The following is a 21370-nucleotide window of genomic DNA, read 5'->3' on the forward strand; positions in this document are numbered from 1 at the left end:
ATGAACTTAGAACAAATTTATAAAGATTGTGGAGCATACCTACAAGGACATTTTTTACTTAGCTCAGGGAAACACTCTGAGTTTTACCTTCAAAGTGCTAAAGTTTTAGAAAATCCAAAACTAGCAGGTGAGCTTTGTGATGAGCTTGCGAAAGTTATTGCTAGTTTTAATATTGAATTTGATAGTATTTGCTCGCCTGCCTTGGGTGGAATTTTAGCAGGTTATGAACTTGCTAGAGCTTGTAACAAACGCTTTATTTTCACTGAACGCGTAGAAGGAGTGATGAGTCTTAGACGCGGTTTTGAAGTAAAAAAAGGTGAAAAATTTATCGTTTGTGAAGATATTATTACAACAGGTGGCTCAGCACTTGAGAGTGCAAAAATCATCGAGAATTTAGGTGGAGAAGTAGTAGGTTTTGCAGCTTTAGCAAATCGTGGTTTTTGTGCTGTAAAAAATTTAAACAATCCAAGAAAAGAAAATGCAAAATTACCACAAAATTTACCACTTTTTGCACTAGGAAATTTTGAATTTGATATTTATGATGCAAATACTTGCCCACTTTGTGAAAAAGGCACTAAAGCTATCAAACCTGGTAGTCGTGGTAACTAATGAAAACTAAAGCAAAAATAGCCACTCGCTTTTTAAGATTTAAAGCCTTTTTGATTGATCTATTTTTGCTTTATGTGCCCATTTTGTATTTGTTTTATTTTACTCTTGGCTCTAAAGAAGCTTTTTTAAACAATCAACTTATAATTTTTTTGTGCCCATTGCTTTTTGGATTTTTACAAGCATTATTTTTAGTAAAAAAAGCTCAAAGTCCTGGACTTAAAGCTTATGATTTATACTTGATTGATATTAAAAATGGACACAAACTTAATTTTTTTAGAATAATCCTACGCTATGTAATTTTCATTATAAGCTTTGGCTTGTTGATTGGCTTTTTGGTAAGCTTTTTAAGAAAGGATACCTTAGCCTTGCATGATATTTTAAGCCAAAGCGCTATTGTAACAAAGGTGGAAAAATGAATAGAAAAAGAATTTATAATCCAAAATCAAATGAAACTTTAAATGATAGAAAAGTATTTAACGGCAACCCACATGGTATTTTAAATTTTACTAAAGCAAAATACACATGGGCTTTAAAACTTTGGGATTTAATGGAAGCAAATACTTGGTTTCCAAAAGAAGTAGATACAACAAAAGATGCACTAGATTATCGTTGCAATCTAACCGTAGCAGAAAAAAGAATGTATGATCTAGTTTGGTCTCAACTTATCTCAATGGATAGTTTTCAAACAAACAATCTTGCTGATAATATCAACCCTTATATCACAGCACCTGAAATCAATGCGGTTTTAGCAAGACAAGCTTATGAAGAAGCAAATCACTCAAAATCTTATGCAGTGATGGTTGAAGCAATCTGTGAAAATACAGACTTAATTTATGAAATGGAAAAACACGATGAGACTTTAAGAGAAAAAAATGATTTCATTTCAAGTATTTATGAAGAATTAGCTGGCGAAGTAGATGATAATAAACTTTTACTTGCAATGGTAGCAAATCAAATTCTAGAAGGAGTGTATTTTTATAGTGGTTTTACTGCTATTTATGCTTTAGCGCGTGCAGGAAAAATGCTAGGTTCAGCACAAATGATACGCTTTATACAAAGAGATGAAATTACTCATTTATTATTATTTCAAAATATGATTAATTCTGTGCGTAAGGAAAGACCTGATTTGTTTAATGATATCAATATAAACAAAATTTATGATATGTTTAAAAAAGCAGGTGAACTTGAGATCAAATGGGGTAAATACATCACTCAAAATCAAATCATGGGTTTTACAGACGATATTATAGAAGAGTACATTCACTATCTTGTTGATCAAAGACTAATAGCTATTAATCTTGATAAAATTTATAATGCAAAACATCCTATTAAATGGGTGGATGATTTTTCTAAATTTAATGATCAAAAAAGCAATTTCTTTGAAAGCAAGGTTACAAACTATTCTAAAGGGAGTTTGAGTTTTGATGACTTTTAAGTCACAAAACTACCCATATTTTACATTTTTTTAAACTAAAATTCTCTTTTTATTTAATATTTTATTTTTATTTATTTCATTATTGTAAAATCCGCCATTTTATTTTATTAGTAAAGGGGTAATTATGGAGTTTTTAGAACTTTTGCTAGTCTTTATTGCCATAGTTCTCATGATAATTAAGCCTGAAAAAGAAAAACTAGCTTTTTCTATACTTGTAATTTCATGGGCTATTATGGTATTTGACTATTTAGGTCGCAAATCAGGCGCAATCTTAGGCCTAATGAATCTATAAGGTGGCAAATATGTGTGATATTAACAAAACTAAATTTTTTTATTTTTTAATGTGCTTGGCAGGTTTTTTAATCATTTTAATGCCTGTTGGAATTGCAAATTTGATTTTTGGTTATATGCTAGGTGATAGCCCTTGTACTTCTTGTTGGGGCCAAAGAGAATCAATGATTTTCATTGGTGTTGCAGCTTTATTTATCGTGCGTTATGGTATGAAAGGTAAGTTCTTAGCTTTTCTTTTAATTGCAACTGCATTTGGTTTATGGCAATCATTTAATCATATAAGCGGACATGCACATCGTGATCTTGATCAAGGTTTTGGTTTGCCTATTTTTGGTTTGCATACTTATTTTTGGGCTGAAGTAGTATTTTGGGCTGTAGTTTTATTACTTGGTGTAATTTTTGCTTTTGCTCCAAAATTTGGCTCCTTTGAAAAAGAAATGGAAGGAGTTAGTTTTAGAAAATTAACTAAATTTAACCTAGCTGCTATGGTTATTGTTGCTTTTATCGTAGCTTCAAATGTCTTCCAAGCTTTCGTAAGCACTGGTCCTATCCCATATAGCGGACAAGGTGATCCAGTTCGTTTTAGTTTAAATCCAAAATATATTATTTGGGATGATTCAGGCTGGAATAAAAGTTGGAAAAGCATTTCTTTCCTAGGAAAACGCGATGTTAAAGAACCTGATTTTGCTTTTACCCCTGCTAATGAAAAACTAGGTATTGAATTTGATAATAATATCAGTAATGCTCCATTTGCAAATATCGATGATAATCTAAAAATCGTAAATGAAACAAAAATTGATTTTCCTAAAGCTATCAATACACTTGATTATATCAATGGAGAGTATGTCGCAAGTTCAAAATGGGAAGTATTTTTCCTAGATGATAATTTTAGCACTAAAACAGATTTTCTATTAGACCCATATTTTTCAGCCACAATTAATCCTATCATAGGAATTATTCCTTATTTGGACAACAAATACATCTTAATGGGCTCTAATAAAACTTTCTTAAGATTTGCTCAAAATCCTAATGCAGATGAAGCTTTACAATATGCTGATTTTATTAGAGGAGCAAATAATTTTGAAGGACAAGGTGAAAACCTTGGTCGTGGTAGAATTGACACAGTTAGAGCTAAATTCCATCATATTTTAAGCACAACTACTGATGGAAAATACATGTATCTTGCTACCGTTCCAAACAATAAGGATACTAAAACTTTTGTAATTTCTAAAATTTCTTTAGCAGATAGAGTTCTTTCAGCTGAATTTACTCCTAAAGCTGAGTTAAAAGAAGGAAAAACTTTGGGCGATCTTTATATAACTTCAATGGCTTTTAAAAATGGTAAAATTTATGCATTAAGTAAAAAGCATAATGTTATTGCTGTAATTGATCTAGACAAAGAAGAAGTTGTAAAAACTATTTCGTATCCAGAAAATATAACTAACGCAAGAAGCTTATTCTTCAAAGATGGTAAAATGCACATCTTATCTTATCAAGATGGATCAAATATCCTTTATACACTTGATTAATCTTAAGGCGTTTTTACGCCTTAAGGATTTTAAAGCTAGATAAATAAAATTTAAGATAAAATAACACTTTTTATCAAGGAGTGCTTATTGATTCATATATTTGAACAAAAACAATGTCAAACTATGGCAGAAGAAATTCGCAAAAACACTTTCATTAATGAAGAATTATTTGAAGCTTTTTGTTCTACTCCAAGAGAAATTTTTTCACCTTTAAAAATGCATGCTTATAGACTTGATGCACTTCCTTTAATGGGTAATCAATGGATAAGCTCACCTTTAACTGTGGCCAAAATGACTATGGCGCTTGATTTTAAAGAAGCTGATAGTGTTTTAGAAATAGGTTGTGGTAGCGGGTATCAAGCTGCGATTTTAAGTAAGCTTATTAGAAGAGTTTTTACCATAGAACGCATCGAAAAACTTGCAATTAGTGCTATAGAAAAATTTAAAAAACTAAACTATGCTAATATTCATGTAAAATTTGATGATGGACAAAATGGTTGGAAAAATTATGCACCTTATGATAGAATTTTACTCTCAGCTTATATAGAGCATATTCCAAATGTATTATTTGATCAACTTGAAAATAACGGAATTTTGGTAGCTCCTTTACTTATAGGAAATCAACAATTCATCACTAAATTTACCAAAAAAGATGGCGAGATTAGCAAAGAAGTTTTAGATGAATGTCTTTTTGTGCCTATCAAAGACGGTAAAGAATAATCTTGCTAATTTTTAAGATAAATATTTAATTTTAATATAATTATTTTTAAATATAAGCTTCTTATAGGATTTATTTTTTTATAATTATACTAAAAAAGGAATATTATGAGTTTTAAAAAAATACTTTTTGGCTTATTTACTACTAGCATGCTTTTTGCCTATGAGCAAATGCCTCAAAATGCCTCACATGGAAATTTCATAGACAAAGACAAATGGAAAAATTTAGATAAAAACTGGATTTACTGTGAAAGTGGTTTAAATCAAGATTTTATCAATATAAATAGTAAAAAGGCTACAAATAAAAATCATTCTTTAGAATTTAACTACTCAAATGATTCTTTTGGTTTAATAAATGATGGTTATACCATAAAAATGTATTTTGCAAGCAATGGAAGTCATATCGTGCTAGATAATACAGCTTATAATTTATCTCATTTTCACTTTCATAGCCCATCAAAAATTTCTATTGATAAAAAGCCTTATCCTTTAGAAATTCATTTTAGCCATGTAAGTCAAAAAGGTGATATAGCAGTGGTTGTGCTGTTTTTACAAGAAGGTGCGGAAAATCCTTTTATTAAAAAAATCATCCGTGCTTTTCCTAAAAAAGAAGGCGATAAGCTTTATATTCAAAGCTTAAGCGCTAATGAGTTATTACCAAATAATCTTCAATCTTTTTACATCTTTAAAAACAAACTCAACAAGCCTTGTAATCAAAAAATCACTTGGATAGTTTTAAAAGATATGAGCTATGCCTCTAAAGAGCAAATTCAAATCATACAAAATTTAATGGGAAAAAATGAGAATTTAAAAATACAAGAAATTAATAATTTAGAACAAAATGATTAAGTAAGCTAAACTTAATCATGTATAAAAGCTTGAATTTTTTCTAAATTAGCTCTAAAAATTTTAAAATTTAACTCACTTGAAATTTTTAAATCAGCAAAAAAAGGATTTTTCAAACTTGCTATGAGTAAATAATCATCTTTTTTCAAAACTCTTTGTGTAGAAAATTCTTTATCCTTTACTTTTTCAAAAATACTTTCACTTGAGCTAATATCTTCTTTTAATTTCTTACTATAAAGCAAAATTCCACAAAAGAAATTCCCAAATTCATCTTTAAATTTCACATCATAAAGAATAAAATCATCAAAAATAAAAGAATTTTGAGAATGATAAGTTTTTAAAGAATAATCAAAAGCAATTTTTTCAAAATATTTTTGATCAAAGCCTTGTTTATCAAATTTAGCATTATTTTGTTTTAAAAATTCTTCACACATTTTAAACACAAGCTCATTGCGTCCCCACATAAGCTTTCTTCCTAAAATTCTAAAAAACAAAACTCCTGCTAAAACAGCAAAAAACAAAGCTATAATCACATCTTTGCTAAATTGAAAAGCAAGAAAAAATATAACCAAAGCTTCGGCAAATGCTAAAATTTGTAAAGCTTTGAGTCTTTTATTTAAAGCTTGTCTTATGGCTTCAAAATCCATTAAGACTTAGCCTTTTCCATTCTTTTTCTTTGAGTAGGATCAAGATATCTTTTTCTAACTCTAATATTTTGTGGAGTAACCTCTACAAGCTCATCTTCTTCTATCCACTCTAACGCTCTTTCAAGGCTTAATTTTCTAGGTGGTACAAGCTTAATCGCATCATCACTACCACTTGCTCTAACATTAGTTAAATTTTTACCTTTAATAGGATTAACATCTAAATCATTTGGACGCGAATGCTCACCTATAATCATACCTGTATATACTTTTGTTTGAGGATCAATGAACAATACCCCTCTATCTTGTAAGTTAAATAAAGAATATCCTAGTGCAACACCATTTTCCATAGAAATTAACGCGCCATTATTTCTTTTTTCAACTGCCCCACTAAATGGACGAAACTCTAAAAAGCTATGGTTCATAACACCCTCGCCTTTAGTATCTGTTAAAAATTGTGATCTAAATCCTATAAGCCCGCGCGCAGGAATTTCAAACTCAAGTCTTGTTTGACCATCTCCAGTTGGTGTCATAGTTTTCATTTCAGCTTTTCTTTTACCTAGTTTTTCAATCACTACTCCAGTAAAATCATCAGGCACATCAATCACTAAATGCTCAAACGGCTCTGTTTTAACACCATCTTCTACCTTAACGATAACTTCAGGTCTACCCATACAAAACTCAAAACCTTCTCTACGCATATTTTCGGCTAAAATAGTTATTTGAAGTTCACCTCTTCCACTTACTTTAAATTTACCCTCGCCTGTGCTTTCATATTTCATAGCAATATTAGTTTTCATTTCAGCTTCTAAGCGTTCTGCGATTTTATTTGAAGTTACATGCTTACCTTCAGTACCCGCTAAAGGACCATCGTTTACTGAAAATACTATACTTAAAGTTGGCTCTTCTATATGTAAAGGATCAAGCGGCATAGGGTTGTTTGGATCTACCACGCTATCTCCTACATCTAAAGCTTCAAAACCTGCAATCGCTACAATATCGCCTGTCCCTGCTTCTTCAATGTCCATTTTTTCTAGACCCATAAAACCAATAAGCTTTGAAATTCTTCCATTGATTTTAGAGCCATCTGCTTTAGCAAGCATAACATTTTGATTTTTCTTTACTTTACCATTAAAAATTCTTGCAATACCTATTTTACCAACGAAATTATCATAACCTAGAGTAAAAACTTGAAGCTGTAAAGGATTTTCATCACTACCACTTGGAGCAGGCACACGCTCAAGTATAGTCTTAAACAATGGTTCCATGTTAGTGCTTTCATCTTCAAGTGCAAGTTTTGCATAACCATTTTTAGCAGCCGCATATACTACTGCAAAATCAAGTTGTTCATCATTTGCCTCTAAAGCCACAAAAAGATCAAAAATTTCATTGATTACTCTTTCAGGATCAGCAGCTGGCTTGTCGATTTTATTAATAACAACAATAGGTTTAAGCCCTAAAGATAAAGCCTTTTTTACCACAAATTTAGTTTGAGGCATAACCCCTTCTTGTGCATCAACTAAAAGTAAAACCCCATCAACCATTTTTAACACACGCTCAACTTCACCACCAAAATCAGCATGGCCTGGAGTGTCTATGATATTTATTTTTGTGCCTTTATAATTAATAGCAGTATTTTTAGAAAGTATAGTGATACCTCTTTCTTTTTCTATATCATTACTATCCATTACACGCTCAGCTATTTGTTCACGCTCATTAAAAGTTCCTGATTGTTTTAAAAGCTCATCTACCATTGTTGTTTTACCATGATCAACATGAGCTATAACAGCTATATTTCTAATATTATCCAAGTTTTTCTCCAAAGTCTTAAATTTAAAATCTAATATTATATAAAAAAAATGCTTAAAAATTAAGATTTAAAAATTGGAACACTTGTTGCTTTTGTCTTGAGTAAGAATTATTTTTAAGGAGAAAAATATGTCAAACCTAAATACTCAAATCTTTAACGCTAACTTAGAAAAACAAGGAACTTCAGTTTTAAATAGTAAGCATTTTATGGAACTTTTAAATTATTTAGAAGTTATAAATTCAAATGAAGAAAAAGAATTAAATTATGCAAAACTTTCAAGTAAAGTAAGTGAAATTTTAGATGATGCTAAAAATGAAAATGCGGTTTTAAATGCTAAAAACATAGAAGAATTATTAGTGATATTTAAAAATTTTAATCTTACTCATGAAAATTTAAAACTTGATTGTGCAGCACAATTACAAAATTTATTTCCAAATTTAGCAAAAAATAATTTTTTAGTAGGTTAATTAATGTCTAATATCCAAGCTAGTGATGCTTTAAACTTACTAAGCATCACTCCACAAAATGAAAACCCAAGTAAAGAAAACACTAGCTCGCAAAGTGATGGCGAGGAATTTTTAAATTCCTTATTGCAAGCAATAAATGAAAAAGATGGAAGTTTACCAAAAGATTTCAAGACTCCGCAAAAAGATGATAAAGTTAATGATAAAATTTTAAAAGATGATGTCAAAGACAAAATACCGCTGGATGAAAAAGATGCTTTGAAGCTTTTTGAGGGTGCAAATTTTATGCAAATTCTTTCTTTATTGGAGGTTTTACAAAGCGATAGCAAGGATATAAAACTAAACAAACTTGTCCAAGATAATACTGCTATTTTAGCTCTTGAAAAAAATCTACACAAGCTAAAAAATATAAAAAATATTAATGAGCTTTTTAATGTGGCAAAAGAGCTTGGATTAAACATCAAAAATATAAAATTTGAACAAATTAAAGATTTAAAAGAAGCCTTTCCAAATCTTGATAAAAAAGGTTTTTTTGAAATACCAAAACAAAATAATAATACTAATGTTTTTCAAGATTTAATCAATCAAAAAATTACCAAGCTTTTAAAAGAAGAACCAAATACAAGCAAAAATATAAAAAGCAAAGAAAACGAAGGTGTGTCTTTGCTTTCTTCTGCTTTAAAAAATATAGAACTTCCAAAAAAAGATATAAAAACACAAGCAAAAGAAAACATTCAAAACATAGATTTTAAAGAAAAATTAGTAGAAAAAATTCAAATTCAGGATGAAAAAGAAATAAAAAACGCAAAAAATATCCAAAATACAACAACAAAATTCAATGAAAAACTAAGTGATATTGAGTTAATTAATCTTACTCAAAACACAAACCTAAAAAAAGATATTAAAGAAAAAGAAAAGCTAGATTTTAAAGAAATATTAAAGAATGAAAAACTAACTATTAGCGAAGATAGCTTTAGTAAAAAAATAAGTTCTGTTTTAGAAAATTCAAAAGATTTAAAAGCTGAATTAACAAATATAAAAAATACTCAAAATATACAAAATCAAAATCAAGATTTAAAAATTAACTTAGAAAATCAATTGGCCCCTCAAGATAAACATTTAAAAATAGATAAAAGTAATCAAAATATAGATAATTTTAGTGATATTTTTAAACACACAAAAGAGTTTTCAAAAGATGAAAATGATCATAGTGAAGAAAATTTAAATTCTTATGTAAGGGAAATGAATAGGGTTTCTAATAATTTTATAAAAAATCAAAATATTCCTATGAAAGAAACTTTCAATGATTTTGCCCAAGAATTTAAAGAAAAACTAGAAAGCTACAAAGCACCTATAACTCGCTTTAGTATAACTCTTAATCCACATAATCTTGGAGAAGTAGAAGTAACTTTAGTCCAAAGGGGTTCAAATTTAAATATTAGCTTTAACTCTAATCAAAATACCTTAAATCTTTTCATACAACATCAAGCTGAATTTAAAAATGCTCTTGTAAATATGGGATTTACAAATTTAGAAATGAATTTTAGTAATCAAGAAAGAAAAGAACAAAACAATCCGCAAAGACAAAAAAACAACAATAGTAAAGAAGATAAGGTGAATTTTGAAAAAGAAATTCAAGAAAAACCGAGCTTAGAAATGGTTTTAGCAAAATATTTTTAAATGGAATATTTTTTGCTTTGAGCTTTAAAAATATATAAAAAAGGATTTTTATGTCAAATATAAACACACAAACCCTTCAAGGTCCTTTAGCAACGCTTAATACTAAAGATATGCCAAATGCTAAAGGAAGCACTAGAGCCGGTGAAGGTGATAGCGGGTTGATTTACAACCCTGGGGCAGAACTTGACAAGGATGCGTTTTTAAAGCTTCTTTTAATAGAACTCCAACATCAAGATCCAACAGATCCTATGGATACTGAAAAAATGCTTACCCAAACGGCACAACTTTCAGCACTTGAAATGCAAGATAATACTAATAAAACCATGACTCAACTTGTAACTGCGATGACAAAACTACAAAATTCTATTGCAGCAAGCACAGGTATGAGCGCACTAGCTGCAGTTGGAAAGCTTGCAACAGTTAAAGATAATTACCTTGTAGTGGCAGATGATGATATACAATTTCAAATTAATATGTATTTACCACAAGAACCACAAAAAGGTAAAAAGACTGATATTGATATTGAAGGTTTTGAACTTAAGAAAAATGGCGAAGATAAACTAGATATAACAGGTAAAGTTGATAAAGAAATAGCTGAACCTGGAGAAACTATACATATAAAATTAAAAGATGACAAAGGTCAAGAAGAAACGGTTCAAGCAGTAGTTGGAGAAGATCAAACATTTAAAATAGTAGGACATACCCCAAGTGTTGATATCAAAACAGCAAAAATTGATTCAGCTTATAAATCAGACAGCACACCTGTAACATTTACTATTTATAATGAAGCAGGAGATCCTGTAAGAACAATGAGTGTTAAAGATATGAGTGCTGGTATGAAACAAATCGTTTGGGATAGAACAGATGATAGTGGAAGTCCTGTACCATCTGGAAAATACTATGTAAGAGCAAGCTATATAGGTGAAGATGGCACAACCGTTAATTCAACTTATGGTGCTTATCCTATCACTGGAGTTAAATTTGAAGAAGGTGAAGCTCTAGTTGGTATGGGCGGTAGTTGGGTTAAATGGGAAGATATTAAAGAGATTACAGGATAAAATCATGTTTACGGCATTTTACAATGGAGTAAATGGAGTAAAATCCCAAAGTTATGGTATAGACAATACCGCTCATAATATAAGCAATGTCAATACAGTCGGTTTTAAATACTCTGATGTGGCATTTAAAGATGTATTTTATAGCACCATAACAACACAATCATATAACAAAGGTCAAACTGGTTATGGTAGTGTAGCAGGAGCTACTAATGATATTTTTGAACAAGGTCCGTTAGTTTCTACTGATAATGAATTTGATGTAGCAATTGCTGGAAAAGGCTTTTTTGGTGTAAGTAATGCCAATGGGGTTTATTATACTAGAAATGGTGCTTTTAAACCTGATGCAAATGGATTTTTAGTAGATTCAAATGGAAATTATGTACTTGGAACTATGAATCCATCATTACAAGAAATTCAACTAAGTGATAGAGTTTCTAATATGTTTGGTCAGATTATGGGACAAAAAGTCACTACAGCTTGGAGTGGAACACCTGGACAGAATTTACAAATGGGCGGAGTTAATACTCAAGGACCTATTTCTGTACCTAAAAATCTTTACTTACCACCTCAACCAACGCAGAATATAACTTGGAGTGGAAATTTAGACACAAGCACCAAAACAGAAGCAGTAAATGTAGATGTAGATGCTTCTAAATTTGAATTTAGTAAAAATGAAGATGGTAGTGTAAAAATTTCAGGTAGTGTAAAAGATGAACAAATTTATGGTATAAAACCTGGCGATACTATATATTTTAAAATCACTGATGAAAAGGGTGCTAGTCAAACATTACAAGCTACTTTAGATGAAAATTTAGCTTTTAGTATCGACAATCAAAAACTAGATAAAGTCGATTTAGAAACAGCCAAATTAGAATCATCTCACTTAAGCGTTGAAAAAGAAGTAGCTGATAGCACAGAACTTTCTGCAAAATTAATAAATCCTGATGGATCTATTAGTTGGGTAAAAGTTAAATTAGATAGAGTTTTACCGCAAAATGGTACAGATTTAGAATACAAAGCCGTTGCACAAGTGTATGATAATGATGGCAATAAAATAGGTGGAACAACTGAAGGTTTAATCACTTTTAACGAATCTGGAGCTTTAGTATCTAACACCTTAAATTCAGTAGATAATAATGGAACAAGGGTTAATATAAATCTTGGTTCTTATTATGATCCAAATATACCAAATTCAGGCTATGATGGACTTCATGCTTTACAAAACAAACAACCTTCAGTGCATACACAAACAGATGGTAAGGGCGAGGGGTTTTTAAATAATTATTCTATTAACACAGATGGTACTATCATCGCCACTTTTACCAATGGAGATCAAATAGCTATGGCAAAACTTGCTTTGTTTAATTTCACAAACGAACAAGGCTTGGAAAAGCTAGGGGAAAATCTTTATGGGCAAACAGGAAATAGCGGTAATCCAACTTTTTTACTTGATGCTAATGGAAATTTCAGCACAGCAACTTTTAAAGGTTCTTATTTAGAGCAATCTAATGTAGATTTATCAGTAGCTTTTACTAACTTAATCACTCTACAAAAAGCTTATGATTCAAGTAGTAAAAGTATCACAACAGCCGATCAAATGATACAAAAAGCAATCAACATGAAACGCTAATTTTAGCTTTTCATGTTTTATTTATATTTTTTTGCTCTAAGATATATTTTACCTCTTGCTCAAAAAATTCATACACCCTAAGCTGAACCAAAGATTCTTCTTCATTTTTATCTATTAAACGCTCAAGTTTATCAAATTTTATCTTTTGTATATATCTTGGATTTTTTTTCAAAAGCAAAGCAATATTTTTAAGTAAAGTATCCAAACTAAGCTCACTTTTTAAAACTCTATCTACATATTCTTTAGAAGTTTGCACCAAAATTGCTTGCCTGCTTTTATCTTTTGGATAAATTTCGCTAGCAATATCAGCTAAAACTTGCCAAATTTCTGCTTTTATATTTTTATTTGCCACAATAATAGCCGCAAAAGATTTTGCTCTAAATTCTAAAGACAGATGACTAGGAACAAAAAATTCTCTAAATTTAGATAAAAAATTTGCAAATATACTCAACATACTTCACCTCAATGTTTTTTAAGATATTTTAAGATATTATTTCAACTGCCTTCTCTTAGACCTGTGCAATGCTATTTTTAAGCACCGCTTCAGGGTGGGAACACAGCAGAGCACTTAGACTTAGTGTGTGCCGCAGTCATCTGGGAGAGGGTTTTAAAGTTTAAAATACCCTTTAATATCCTCACAAATTCTAAAGAAATTTACCCCATTAATAGTCGGATTTGTTTTAAAATACTCATACATTCCCACAAAACCGCTTTCAAGCTCTTTAGACTTTACTCCATAGCTAATCGATAAAGCCGCTTCTATAAAAGCTGCTAGCTTATCACAATATTTCAAAGCCTTTCCATCAATAGCCTTAAAACGATCCTCATTAACCGCATCTAAACTACCACTATAAACACTTGGTTTGTTATTAAAAATACGATTTTCAAATTCATTTTTTACAAAGGCACTTTCTTCATTTTGTCCTTCTCTAATACCAAGTATATAACTAAATTCTTCTCTAAAAGATAGTGGTATAAAAGGTAAAATTTTCTCATTAATAAGTTTCATTTCATACTCATTGATGATTTCATTTAAACCATCTATGCCATATTTTACTGGAGAGATGATATCTCTAGTTAAACTTTCGGGTAAATCATGAAACAAAGCACAATAAAAATTGCTTTCTATCCTACCATCGCATGCTTTTACTTCTAAAGAATAAAAATAAGACAAAATAGCTACCACAAGCATATGTCCTAAAACCGCAGTTTCTGGAATCCTTGGAGTTTGTGCCCATCTTTTTTGAAAACGCAAGCGTCCGCTTAGATCGATTATTTTAGAAATTTTTTGATTAAGAGCTATTTTTCTTGCGCCAATTAACTCATAATAATCTTCTAATTCTTCTTCAACCTTAGCCTTAATCTCATCAATATCACTTAAAAATGAACTAGTTTGATAAACTATATTAAACTCCCACCTTGTCGCAAAATACGAAGCAGCTTTTAAAACAAGCCTTTCTTTTGCACAATCTTTACCTTGCAAAAAAAGCTCATAGCGTTTTAAAAACTCACCATTTTCTATATCTTGAATCATTGGTGCGATTTTACTTAACACCCAAGCACTTACTTGCTCATTTTTTGCACGCGTTATCTCATGATACACATCAGGGCGTATATCAGTCACTACCACCCTACTTAAAAACTCAAAAATTCCTGCTTCTATGATAAAACGCATATTGACATCTTTTTCCATTTTAGCAATGAAATAAGCAATGATAAATTTATGTGCTTGTTTATCAAGCTCAACTAAATTTGTCATTCTAGGATAATCATTCCACCTTGATATAGAAGCAGCTTTAAAAATATGCTCTATTAATTCTACACTAATCATTTATTTCCTTTTTTTGCTGTGATTTTACTTTATTTTATAATCTTTAGCAAATTTTAGATATATTTGAAAATGAATTAGAGTAATTAAAAGCTTTCTATATCACTTAACTTAAGATAAACCTCATCATTTTTACTAAGCTCTTTATGATGATAAATACTAAAAATATGTCCTTCCAAACTCACGCCTAGCTCATAAAAATCCCCATAAAACACACATTCTAAAACGCTAGCCTTTAAAGGAGTTTGTGAAGTTGAAATTTGTATATCATTAGGGCGTAAAATGCCATTTTTACTTTGTAAATATGCTTTAAAATTCTCATCTAAAATTGTATTTGGATCTATAAAAAATGCTTCACCCAAAAAACAAGCACTATCTATATTTTTAGGCTTACAAAAAAGCTCTTTAGCACTTCCATAGTCTAAAATTTTCCCATCCTTAATCAAAGCGATATTGTCTGATAAATAAAAAGCATCGTCTTTATCATGCGTAACAAAAATAGCACTAAGCTTATGCTCTTTTAAAATATTTTTGATTTCTTTGCGCATTTTAACACTTAAAGTGTGATTTAAATTTGAAAAAGGTTCATCAAAAAGTATGATTTTTGGTCTTGCAACTATGGTTCTTGCTAGTGCTACTCTTTGGGCTTGCCCACCGCTTAGCTCATTTGGATAACGCCTTAAAAGTGTATTTAAATTTAAAATTTCCAAAACCTCATCAAGCCTTTGTTTTTGCTCGTTTTTACTTAAAGAGCTTATACCAAAGCATATATTTTCTTCTACATTTAAGTGCGGAAACAAAGCATAATCTTGAAACAAAACCCCCACATCACGCTCTTGTGGGGCTAAATACACACTCTTAGAAGCAACTAGTTTATCTCCTATATAAATACTGCCATCATTGATTTCAAAAAAACCCGCTATACAACCAAGCAAAGAACTCTTACCACAGCCACTTTCTCCCAAAATACTGACAATCTCGCCTTCTTTTAAGCTCAAAGAAATTCCTTTTAAGACCTCTGTTTTTCCAAAAGATTTGTAAAGATTGTCAATTTTTAAGATTTCCATTATTATCCTTTTTGGTTGTTTTTATTTTGCAAATAATGCATTAAAAATGTAGGGATAATCCCAAATAACACTATAATCAAAGATGGCAAAGAAACATTATAAATTAACTCATTTTCACTATAAGCAAACACAAGCGATGAAAGCGTTTGAAAACCTGAAGGTGAAAGTATAGTTGAAATAGGCAATTCTTTTAAAATATCCACACAAATAATCACCACAGCTAAAGCTAAATAATGTTTCATCAAAGGAAAATGAATTTGAGTGAAAATTTTAAGTGGTTTTGATTTTAAGGTTAAATTTGCATAGTCTATATTTTTAGAAATTCTCTCATAGCCTGATTGGGTTGCAAAAATTCCAGAAGCTAAAAATCTCACAAAGTATCCAAAAAACAGCACTAAAAATCCACCACCTATGGCATACTCAAAAGATAAAAGATCAAAAATATAATTTAACACACCCAAAATCACTAAAATTCCCACAGCTACCACAGCTCCAGGTAAAGAATACCCCAAAGTCGTAAGCCAAAGGATGATTTTAGAAGCTTTTGTATCATTTAAACGCACTATAAAACATAAATAAAATGCCACTCCCACAATAGCAAAAGAACTCACCAAAGACACACTAAGACTATAAAATGCAGGTGTTAAGACATTGCTTAAATTTTGCATAAAATCAAACCCGGCCCAATAAACAAGCCACATAATAGGCACGACAAAGGCTAAAAATGCCACTAAAAAGCACCATAAAAAGGCTAAAAATGCCCTAAAGCCTTTTAACTCATCTTTTGGGGTAGGTAAAAATACATTTTGATTAAAACCTTTTTTACCTCTTTGAATTTTTTCTAAAAGCATTAAAAATGCGATAAATACAAGTAAAGCCACGCTTAAAGCCACAGCACTGACTTCATCGCCACCACTTCCCCATGTTCTAAAAATTCCTGCACTAAAAGTATCCACGCCAAAATACGCCACCAAACCATAATCACTCAAAACCTCCATAGCCACCAACAGCAAAGCACCCACTATACCCACACGACAAAATGGTAAAATCACTTTAAAAAATGTTTTTAAATTAGAAGCCTTAAGTGTTTTGGCACTTAAAATGATATTTCCAAGTCCATAAGCAAAGGTATTTTTAGCAAAAAAATACACATAAGGATAAAGAGCAAAAGATAAAATCACAATCACGCCATATGCATTCATGATATCTATACGCCTATCAACACCTAAAAACGTGGGAATTAAGCCTTGAAATTCAAACAAATCAATCCAAACAAAACCCATTACATAAGAAGGTATAGCCAAAGGTAAAATCAAAAACCATTCAAAAAATTTCGAGCCAAAAAATTTATAAAAAGCTATCAAATAAGCACTAATTAATCCTATAATCAAACACAATACTAAAGTCCCAAACAATATAAAAGCACTACCAAAAATATACCTTGGTAAGACATTTTTACTCAAATGTTTTAAGGTATTAATATCTATAAAAGGAAGGTGTAAGATAATAGCAAGTATAGGCAGTATGATTAAACTACAGAAAAAAAAGGTGGCAAAAGACCACCTTAAACTTAAAAATTTCAAATTTTATTTTTCCTTAAAATTATTTCCATTGAACTTCATCAAAAATCATTAAAGCTTCTTTAGCATTACCCCAATAAGCTTCAAAATTTGGCTTTTCTACTTTAAACTCGCCCCAAGATTGTAAAATTTTAGCAGGTTTTACTTCTTTATTTACTGGATACTCATAGTTTTGGTTTGTTAAAATTTCTTGTGCTTCTTTTGAAAGCATAAACTCGATAAATTTAACCGCAGCTTCTTTATTTTTAGAAGTTTTTAAAACACCTATACCACTTACATTGATATGTGTTCCTCTATCATCTTGGTTTGGAAAAATCACTTTTACTGAATTTGCAGCTTCAACATCTTTAGGATTTTTTGAATTTGCTAAATGTCCTAGATAATAACTATTTGATATAGCCACATCGCCTTCTTTTGCATAGATTGCACGAATTTGATCACGATCCCCACCTTTTGGAGTGCGTGCAAGATTATTTGCTATGCCTTGTGCCCATTCTTTTGCTTTTTCTTTACCCAAAGTATCTATCATAGCACTTAACAAAGAAATATTATAAACATTATTTGAACTTCTTACTAAAACTTTACCTTTAAATTTAGGATCAGTTAAATCCTCATAAGTTTTAATCTCTCCATCTTTAATTCTATCTTTAGAAGCGATGATGATTCTTGCTCTTGTTGTAAAAGCATACCATTCGTTATTTTTGCCTCTTAATTCTTTTGGAGAAAGTTTTTCTAGCTCAGGCGAGCTAACTGAAACAAAAAGATTATTTGTGCGAACTTGTTCTAAATTTCCCGCATCAGCAGTCATAAATAAATCTGCTTTTGAATTTTTACCTTCAACTTCTAATCTTTTAGCAAGCTCATTAGCCTTAGCTTGCACCACATTTACACTAATACCTGTTTTTTCTTGAAATAATTTGAAAATTCCTTTATCAGAATCATAATGACGATGAGAATAAATCGTAAGCTCTTGAGCACTTAAGCTCATAGCAGCTAGTAAAGATAGTAAAACTACTTTTGCTTTCATTTTATAAATTTCCTTAATTTTAAATTTTGAAATTGATAAGGATTATTATATTAATAATTCACTTTATATTTACTTAAATTGATATACATAATCAATTTAAAATAAAATAATACAAAATTAACATAAATCAAGATATTTTTTCTCTTATTTTTATATAATCATCAAGAATACAATATATAAAGGAGATAAAATGACACAAGAGCAAATTCAAATCATCAAAGATTGAGTACCAATTTTACAAAAAAATGGTGAAGTTTTAACTAAAGAATTTTATAAAATCATGTTTGAAGAATATCCTGAAGTAAAACCTATGTTTAATATGGAAAAACAAGCTTCAGGAGAGCAACCAAAAGCTTTAGCAATGGCTATTTTAATGGCAGCAAAAAATGTAGAAAATTTAGAAAATATGAGAAGCTTTGTTGATAAAGTAGCTATCACTCATACAAAATTAAATGTCAAAGAAGAGCATTACCCTATAGTAGGTGCTTGTCTTTTAAAGGCTATCAAAGTAGTATTAAATGCAAATGAAACTATACTAAAAGCTTGGGAAGAAGCTTACAAAGCTATCGCACAATTTTACATAAACATTGAAAAAGAAATTTATGCAAAAGCTAAGTGATAATAGGCTTTGATTTTTCAAAGCCTATTTTAAAAACGCTATCCCCGCTTTTGCTATTTTTACATCCTCATCTAAGTGTGCTCCACCCACACCTATACCACCAACAACAACTCCATCTATAAAAATCGGTACCCCACCAGGCATAATAGAAAACTTATCATCTAAATAACGAATATCTTCAGGTATTTTACCCTCTTTTACACCTTTAAAAATAACTGCTGTTTCTCTTTTTTGTGAAGTGGCTGTGTAGGCTTTTTTATAACTAGCATTAATCGTATGCACGCCTGCTTTATCATCTCTTAAAACTGCTAAAATTTGACCAGATTTATCTACTATGGTAATACTTACATGAAAGCCATTTTTTCTTGCTTCTTTCTTTGCAAGATCCAAAATCCCTTCAACCATTTGCGAAGTTAGAACAGGCTCTTTTACAAGCTCAAAAGATTTTGCCATCAAACTTACTCCTAAAAATAAACATAAAATAAATAATTTTTTCATTTTTATCCTTTAAAATTTTTCTACTGCATTTTTTGCTAGTTCTTTAATATCGCCTTTTAATTCACAAATTTGACCATTTTGTGCGAGTAAAATTCTATCAGCCATGTCAAAATATACTTCATCATGTGTTATAGCAAATATTGTAATGCCTTTTTGCTTTAAAAGTGGCAAAAGCTTAGTATAAAAAAACTTTCTAAACATAGGATCTTGATCAGCTGCCCACTCATCTAATATTAAAATATCTCTTTTTTCAAGTAAAGCATTAAGCATAGCAAGGCGCTTTTTTTGTCCAGCCGAGAGCTTTATAGTGCTAAAAGTATTTTCCACAAGCTCTACTTTTTCATTTAGTTCTAAAATTTCAAGCCAATATGCCAAGTCCTCTTTGCTAAATTTCTCATCTTCTAAAACATGCTCAAATAAATGAAAATCACTAAAAATCGCACTAATTAAACTTCTATATTCATAAATATTTTCTGAAGTTATTTTTTCATCATCTAAAAAAATATCCCCTTTAAAGTCTATAAAAAGTCCTGCTAAAATCATAGAAAAAGTAGATTTACCACTACCATTTTTACCTATTAAAAATACGCATTCGCCCTTTTTAAGCTCAAAATTTACAGGTTTTAGTGCAAAATTTTCATTATAAGAAAAAGATACATCTTTAAAACAAAGTTTTTGCCAAGTTTTTTTATTTTGACTGAATTTAAACTCATGAGAATAATTTTCTAAATTTAAATTTGAAATTTTATCTAAAGCGATTTTTGCCATCATAAGCGTAGGAAAACTTCCTATCATAGCTCCAAGTGGCGATCTTAAAAAAAGCACGCTTAAAGCAATAGTAGTAGCACTTTGCAAACTAGCAAGTTCATAGCTTAAAGCTATATAAAACTCCACTCCTACTAAAGCTAGCATGGCGCTATTGCTCCAATTATTAGATAAGATATGTAAAATATTTCCTATAGTGGAGCTTTTTTTCTTTTTTAGAGCATTTTTTTCAAACTCGTTTTCATAATAATACTTTGCCCTTAAAGGATTTAAGGTTAATTCTTTATGCCCTTGTAAAATATTTTGATAGTTTTTTTGCAAAGCATCATCATTTTCCCTAGCATTTTTAAAATAAAAATATACCTTACTCATTAAAAAATTATCCACCAAAAAAACGCACACTATCCACACAAAACATAAAAAGAAAATTTCTAAAGAAAGATAAGCTATATAAGCACTTACACAAATAATCAAAACACTTGATTGTATGAATTCAGGAAGTCTTAAAAGTCCAAAAGAAATACTACGCACATCATTATTTAAAGAAGCCAAAATCTTTGCTTTAGTAGTATTTAAAATACTCAAAACACTTGTATCTAAAATTTGCTTTACAACCCTTCTTTGCATTTTAAAAATAAAACTTTGTCCAAACGAGCTTAAAGCAATTTCTACAAAAGAAGAACTCGCAAAAAAGACAAGCAACAAAAGCACAAAATACACGATAATATTTGAGTTTTCAAGATTAGCTTTTAATAAAAATTCATTGATAAAAACTAAAGTCAATACACCTAATATACTCGTAAAAATACTAAAAAGCAAAAAAAGAATGATTTTTAATTTGCTTTCTTTAAATAAAAAAACTAAAAATTTCATTTAATCTAAACCTTAACTCTAAAAGCAAATTATATAACAAAAATATGCATAATAAATTATTTATATTGTTTATGTTTATTTGTTTTTATTTAACTATAAATAAATTTTGTTATAATATATTTAAAAATTACATATTGATATTAATAATTATTTAAGGATAGCTGATGTCTAGTTTTTTTAACCATATTCTTTTGTCTGGTATTGTTATTTCTATCTTATTTAATCAAAGTCTAGCGCTACCTAGTGGTGGTAAATTTACACATGGAACTAGTGGTTCTATTAGCATAAATGATAATCATATGAATATCCACGGAAATGGGCAAAATTCTGTAATACAATGGGGGGGGGGGATTTAGCATAGGCAAAAATGAAAGTGTAAATTTTAATGGCTCTAACAAAA

The 21370-nt window shown here is 30.0% G+C and carries 22 protein-coding genes and 1 other RNA gene; 14 read left to right on the forward strand and 9 right to left on the reverse strand.

Annotation, left to right across the window (positions count from 1 at the left end):
• The 7 genes from pyrE to CAMP5063_RS05375 all read left to right on the forward strand — a co-directional run bounded on the left by pyrE (position 1) and on the right by CAMP5063_RS05375 (position 5430).
• Positions 1-609 (forward strand): orotate phosphoribosyltransferase, encoded by a 609-nt coding sequence (gene pyrE / locus CAMP5063_RS05345; protein ID WP_133319020.1) that lies wholly within the window; start codon positions 1-3, stop codon positions 607-609.
• Entirely contained in the window at positions 609-1025 is a 417-nt protein-coding gene (locus CAMP5063_RS05350; RefSeq protein ID WP_133319021.1) for an RDD family protein, read from the forward strand. The genes pyrE and CAMP5063_RS05350 overlap by 1 nt, the downstream gene beginning before the upstream one ends.
• Positions 1022-2044, forward strand: coding sequence for a ribonucleotide-diphosphate reductase subunit beta (locus CAMP5063_RS05355; RefSeq protein WP_133319022.1), 1023 nt, complete (start codon positions 1022-1024; stop codon positions 2042-2044). Before CAMP5063_RS05350 ends, CAMP5063_RS05355 begins: the two co-directional genes overlap by 4 nt.
• Before the next feature lie 124 nt (positions 2045-2168).
• Complete coding sequence (gene dba, locus CAMP5063_RS05360) at positions 2169-2336, forward strand: disulfide bond formation protein Dba (RefSeq protein ID WP_133319023.1); 168 nt, start codon at positions 2169-2171, stop codon at positions 2334-2336.
• Between the two features lie 10 nt (positions 2337-2346).
• Positions 2347-3864: a disulfide bond formation protein DsbI gene (gene dsbI / locus CAMP5063_RS05365; RefSeq protein ID WP_337194947.1), complete on the forward strand. Its 1518-nt coding sequence runs from the start codon at positions 2347-2349 to the stop codon at positions 3862-3864.
• Between the two features lie 90 nt (positions 3865-3954).
• On the forward strand, positions 3955-4584 hold the full coding sequence (locus CAMP5063_RS05370) for a protein-L-isoaspartate(D-aspartate) O-methyltransferase (protein WP_133319188.1): 630 nt from the start codon (positions 3955-3957) through the stop codon (positions 4582-4584).
• 105 nt (positions 4585-4689) lie between these two features.
• Positions 4690-5430: a carbonic anhydrase family protein gene (locus CAMP5063_RS05375; RefSeq protein ID WP_337194948.1), complete on the forward strand. Its 741-nt coding sequence runs from the start codon at positions 4690-4692 to the stop codon at positions 5428-5430.
• Between the two features lie 11 nt (positions 5431-5441).
• Here CAMP5063_RS05375 and CAMP5063_RS05380 read toward each other — a convergent pair whose 3' ends face one another.
• Together CAMP5063_RS05380 and typA are read right to left on the reverse strand one after the other, a co-directional pair.
• A complete protein-coding gene (locus tag CAMP5063_RS05380) occupies positions 5442-6074 on the reverse strand; it encodes a poly(A) polymerase (protein WP_337194949.1) in 633 nt (210 codons plus the stop codon).
• A complete protein-coding gene (typA, locus tag CAMP5063_RS05385; protein ID WP_220567072.1) occupies positions 6074-7882 on the reverse strand; it encodes a translational GTPase TypA in 1809 nt (602 codons plus the stop codon). The genes CAMP5063_RS05380 and typA overlap by 1 nt, the downstream gene beginning before the upstream one ends.
• 127 nt (positions 7883-8009) lie before the next feature.
• Between typA and CAMP5063_RS05390 the strand changes: the two genes are divergently transcribed.
• From CAMP5063_RS05390 to CAMP5063_RS05410, 4 genes are read left to right on the forward strand one after another with little or no spacing between them, the layout of a single operon-like run.
• Positions 8010-8348: a hypothetical protein gene (locus tag CAMP5063_RS05390; RefSeq protein ID WP_263661610.1), complete on the forward strand. Its 339-nt coding sequence runs from the start codon at positions 8010-8012 to the stop codon at positions 8346-8348.
• 3 nt (positions 8349-8351) lie between these two features.
• Positions 8352-10025 (forward strand): flagellar hook-length control protein FliK, encoded by a 1674-nt coding sequence (fliK, locus tag CAMP5063_RS05395; protein WP_337194950.1) that lies wholly within the window; start codon positions 8352-8354, stop codon positions 10023-10025.
• Between the two features lie 50 nt (positions 10026-10075).
• Positions 10076-11083, forward strand: a complete 1008-nt coding sequence (locus tag CAMP5063_RS08525; RefSeq protein ID WP_220567070.1) for a flagellar hook capping FlgD N-terminal domain-containing protein — start codon at positions 10076-10078, stop codon at positions 11081-11083.
• 4 nt (positions 11084-11087) lie between these two features.
• Complete coding sequence (locus tag CAMP5063_RS05410) at positions 11088-12713, forward strand: flagellar hook protein FlgE (protein ID WP_133319032.1); 1626 nt, start codon at positions 11088-11090, stop codon at positions 12711-12713.
• A 10-nt stretch (positions 12714-12723) separates the two neighbouring features.
• Here CAMP5063_RS05410 and CAMP5063_RS05415 read toward each other — a convergent pair whose 3' ends face one another.
• Positions 12724-13167 carry a hypothetical protein gene (locus CAMP5063_RS05415; RefSeq protein WP_133319033.1) on the reverse strand — a complete coding sequence of 148 codons (444 nt, stop codon included), beginning with the start codon at positions 13165-13167 and terminating at the stop codon, positions 12724-12726.
• A 52-nt stretch (positions 13168-13219) separates the two neighbouring features.
• Between CAMP5063_RS05415 and ffs the strand changes: the two genes are divergently transcribed.
• An RNA gene (gene ffs / locus CAMP5063_RS05420) (signal recognition particle sRNA small type) lies at positions 13220-13317 on the forward strand.
• 3 nt (positions 13318-13320) lie between these two features.
• Here the strand turns inward: ffs and CAMP5063_RS05425 are convergent.
• The 4 genes from CAMP5063_RS05425 to CAMP5063_RS05440 all read right to left on the reverse strand — a co-directional run bounded on the left by CAMP5063_RS05425 (position 13321) and on the right by CAMP5063_RS05440 (position 18215).
• Positions 13321-14544, reverse strand: a complete 1224-nt coding sequence (locus CAMP5063_RS05425) for an HD domain-containing protein (protein WP_263659558.1) — start codon at positions 14542-14544, stop codon at positions 13321-13323.
• An 83-nt stretch (positions 14545-14627) separates the two neighbouring features.
• The gene (locus CAMP5063_RS05430; protein ID WP_337194951.1) at positions 14628-15608 is read right to left on the reverse strand and encodes an ABC transporter ATP-binding protein; all 981 of its coding nucleotides are present in this window, start codon (positions 15606-15608) and stop codon (positions 14628-14630) included.
• 2 nt (positions 15609-15610) lie between these two features.
• A complete protein-coding gene (locus tag CAMP5063_RS05435; protein ID WP_337194952.1) occupies positions 15611-17191 on the reverse strand; it encodes an ABC transporter permease in 1581 nt (526 codons plus the stop codon).
• Positions 17192-17210: 19 nt separating this feature from the next.
• Positions 17211-18215: an extracellular solute-binding protein gene (locus CAMP5063_RS05440; RefSeq protein ID WP_133319037.1), complete on the reverse strand. Its 1005-nt coding sequence runs from the start codon at positions 18213-18215 to the stop codon at positions 17211-17213.
• Between the two features lie 232 nt (positions 18216-18447).
• Between CAMP5063_RS05440 and cgb the strand changes: the two genes are divergently transcribed.
• Positions 18448-18834 carry a single-domain globin Cgb gene (gene cgb / locus CAMP5063_RS05445; protein WP_337194960.1) on the forward strand — a complete coding sequence of 129 codons (387 nt, stop codon included), beginning with the start codon at positions 18448-18450 and terminating at the stop codon, positions 18832-18834.
• A gap of 24 nt (positions 18835-18858) precedes the next feature.
• Here cgb and CAMP5063_RS05450 read toward each other — a convergent pair whose 3' ends face one another.
• Both CAMP5063_RS05450 and CAMP5063_RS05455 read right to left on the reverse strand, forming a co-directional pair.
• The gene (locus CAMP5063_RS05450; protein WP_133319039.1) at positions 18859-19332 is read right to left on the reverse strand and encodes a GlcG/HbpS family heme-binding protein; all 474 of its coding nucleotides are present in this window, start codon (positions 19330-19332) and stop codon (positions 18859-18861) included.
• A 9-nt stretch (positions 19333-19341) separates the two neighbouring features.
• The gene (locus CAMP5063_RS05455) at positions 19342-20970 is read right to left on the reverse strand and encodes a multidrug ABC transporter permease/ATP-binding protein (protein WP_263670302.1); all 1629 of its coding nucleotides are present in this window, start codon (positions 20968-20970) and stop codon (positions 19342-19344) included.
• 164 nt (positions 20971-21134) lie between these two features.
• On the opposite strand from CAMP5063_RS05455, the gene CAMP5063_RS05460 reads away from it, so the two are divergent.
• A complete protein-coding gene (locus CAMP5063_RS05460) occupies positions 21135-21326 on the forward strand; it encodes a hypothetical protein (RefSeq protein WP_337194953.1) in 192 nt (63 codons plus the stop codon).
• Positions 21327-21370 lie beyond the last annotated feature (44 nt).

This window comes from Campylobacter sp. RM5063, from assembly GCF_024723655.1.
Lineage (GTDB): Bacteria > Campylobacterota > Campylobacteria > Campylobacterales > Campylobacteraceae > Campylobacter_D > Campylobacter_D lari_D.

Coding starts and splice junctions, on each gene's coding strand:
- CAMP5063_RS08525 (WP_220567070.1), top strand. CDS start 10,076: ATGTCAAATATAAACACACAAACCCTTCAAGGTCCTTTAGCAACGCTT.
- CAMP5063_RS05440 (WP_133319037.1), bottom strand. CDS start 18,215: ATGAAAGCAAAAGTAGTTTTACTATCTTTACTAGCTGCTATGAGCTTA.
- CAMP5063_RS05430 (WP_337194951.1), bottom strand. CDS start 15,608: ATGGAAATCTTAAAAATTGACAATCTTTACAAATCTTTTGGAAAAACA.
- CAMP5063_RS05375 (WP_337194948.1), top strand. CDS start 4,690: ATGAGTTTTAAAAAAATACTTTTTGGCTTATTTACTACTAGCATGCTT.
- pyrE (WP_133319020.1), top strand. CDS start 1: ATGAACTTAGAACAAATTTATAAAGATTGTGGAGCATACCTACAAGGA.
- CAMP5063_RS05415 (WP_133319033.1), bottom strand. CDS start 13,167: ATGTTGAGTATATTTGCAAATTTTTTATCTAAATTTAGAGAATTTTTT.
- dba (WP_133319023.1), top strand. CDS start 2,169: ATGGAGTTTTTAGAACTTTTGCTAGTCTTTATTGCCATAGTTCTCATG.
- CAMP5063_RS05390 (WP_263661610.1), top strand. CDS start 8,010: ATGTCAAACCTAAATACTCAAATCTTTAACGCTAACTTAGAAAAACAA.
- CAMP5063_RS05410 (WP_133319032.1), top strand. CDS start 11,088: ATGTTTACGGCATTTTACAATGGAGTAAATGGAGTAAAATCCCAAAGT.
- CAMP5063_RS05380 (WP_337194949.1), bottom strand. CDS start 6,074: ATGGATTTTGAAGCCATAAGACAAGCTTTAAATAAAAGACTCAAAGCT.
- dsbI (WP_337194947.1), top strand. CDS start 2,347: ATGTGTGATATTAACAAAACTAAATTTTTTTATTTTTTAATGTGCTTG.
- CAMP5063_RS05455 (WP_263670302.1), bottom strand. CDS start 20,970: ATGAAATTTTTAGTTTTTTTATTTAAAGAAAGCAAATTAAAAATCATT.
- CAMP5063_RS05355 (WP_133319022.1), top strand. CDS start 1,022: ATGAATAGAAAAAGAATTTATAATCCAAAATCAAATGAAACTTTAAAT.
- CAMP5063_RS05450 (WP_133319039.1), bottom strand. CDS start 19,332: ATGAAAAAATTATTTATTTTATGTTTATTTTTAGGAGTAAGTTTGATG.
- fliK (WP_337194950.1), top strand. CDS start 8,352: ATGTCTAATATCCAAGCTAGTGATGCTTTAAACTTACTAAGCATCACT.
- CAMP5063_RS05460 (WP_337194953.1), top strand. CDS start 21,135: ATGTCTAGTTTTTTTAACCATATTCTTTTGTCTGGTATTGTTATTTCT.
- CAMP5063_RS05350 (WP_133319021.1), top strand. CDS start 609: ATGAAAACTAAAGCAAAAATAGCCACTCGCTTTTTAAGATTTAAAGCC.
- CAMP5063_RS05425 (WP_263659558.1), bottom strand. CDS start 14,544: ATGATTAGTGTAGAATTAATAGAGCATATTTTTAAAGCTGCTTCTATA.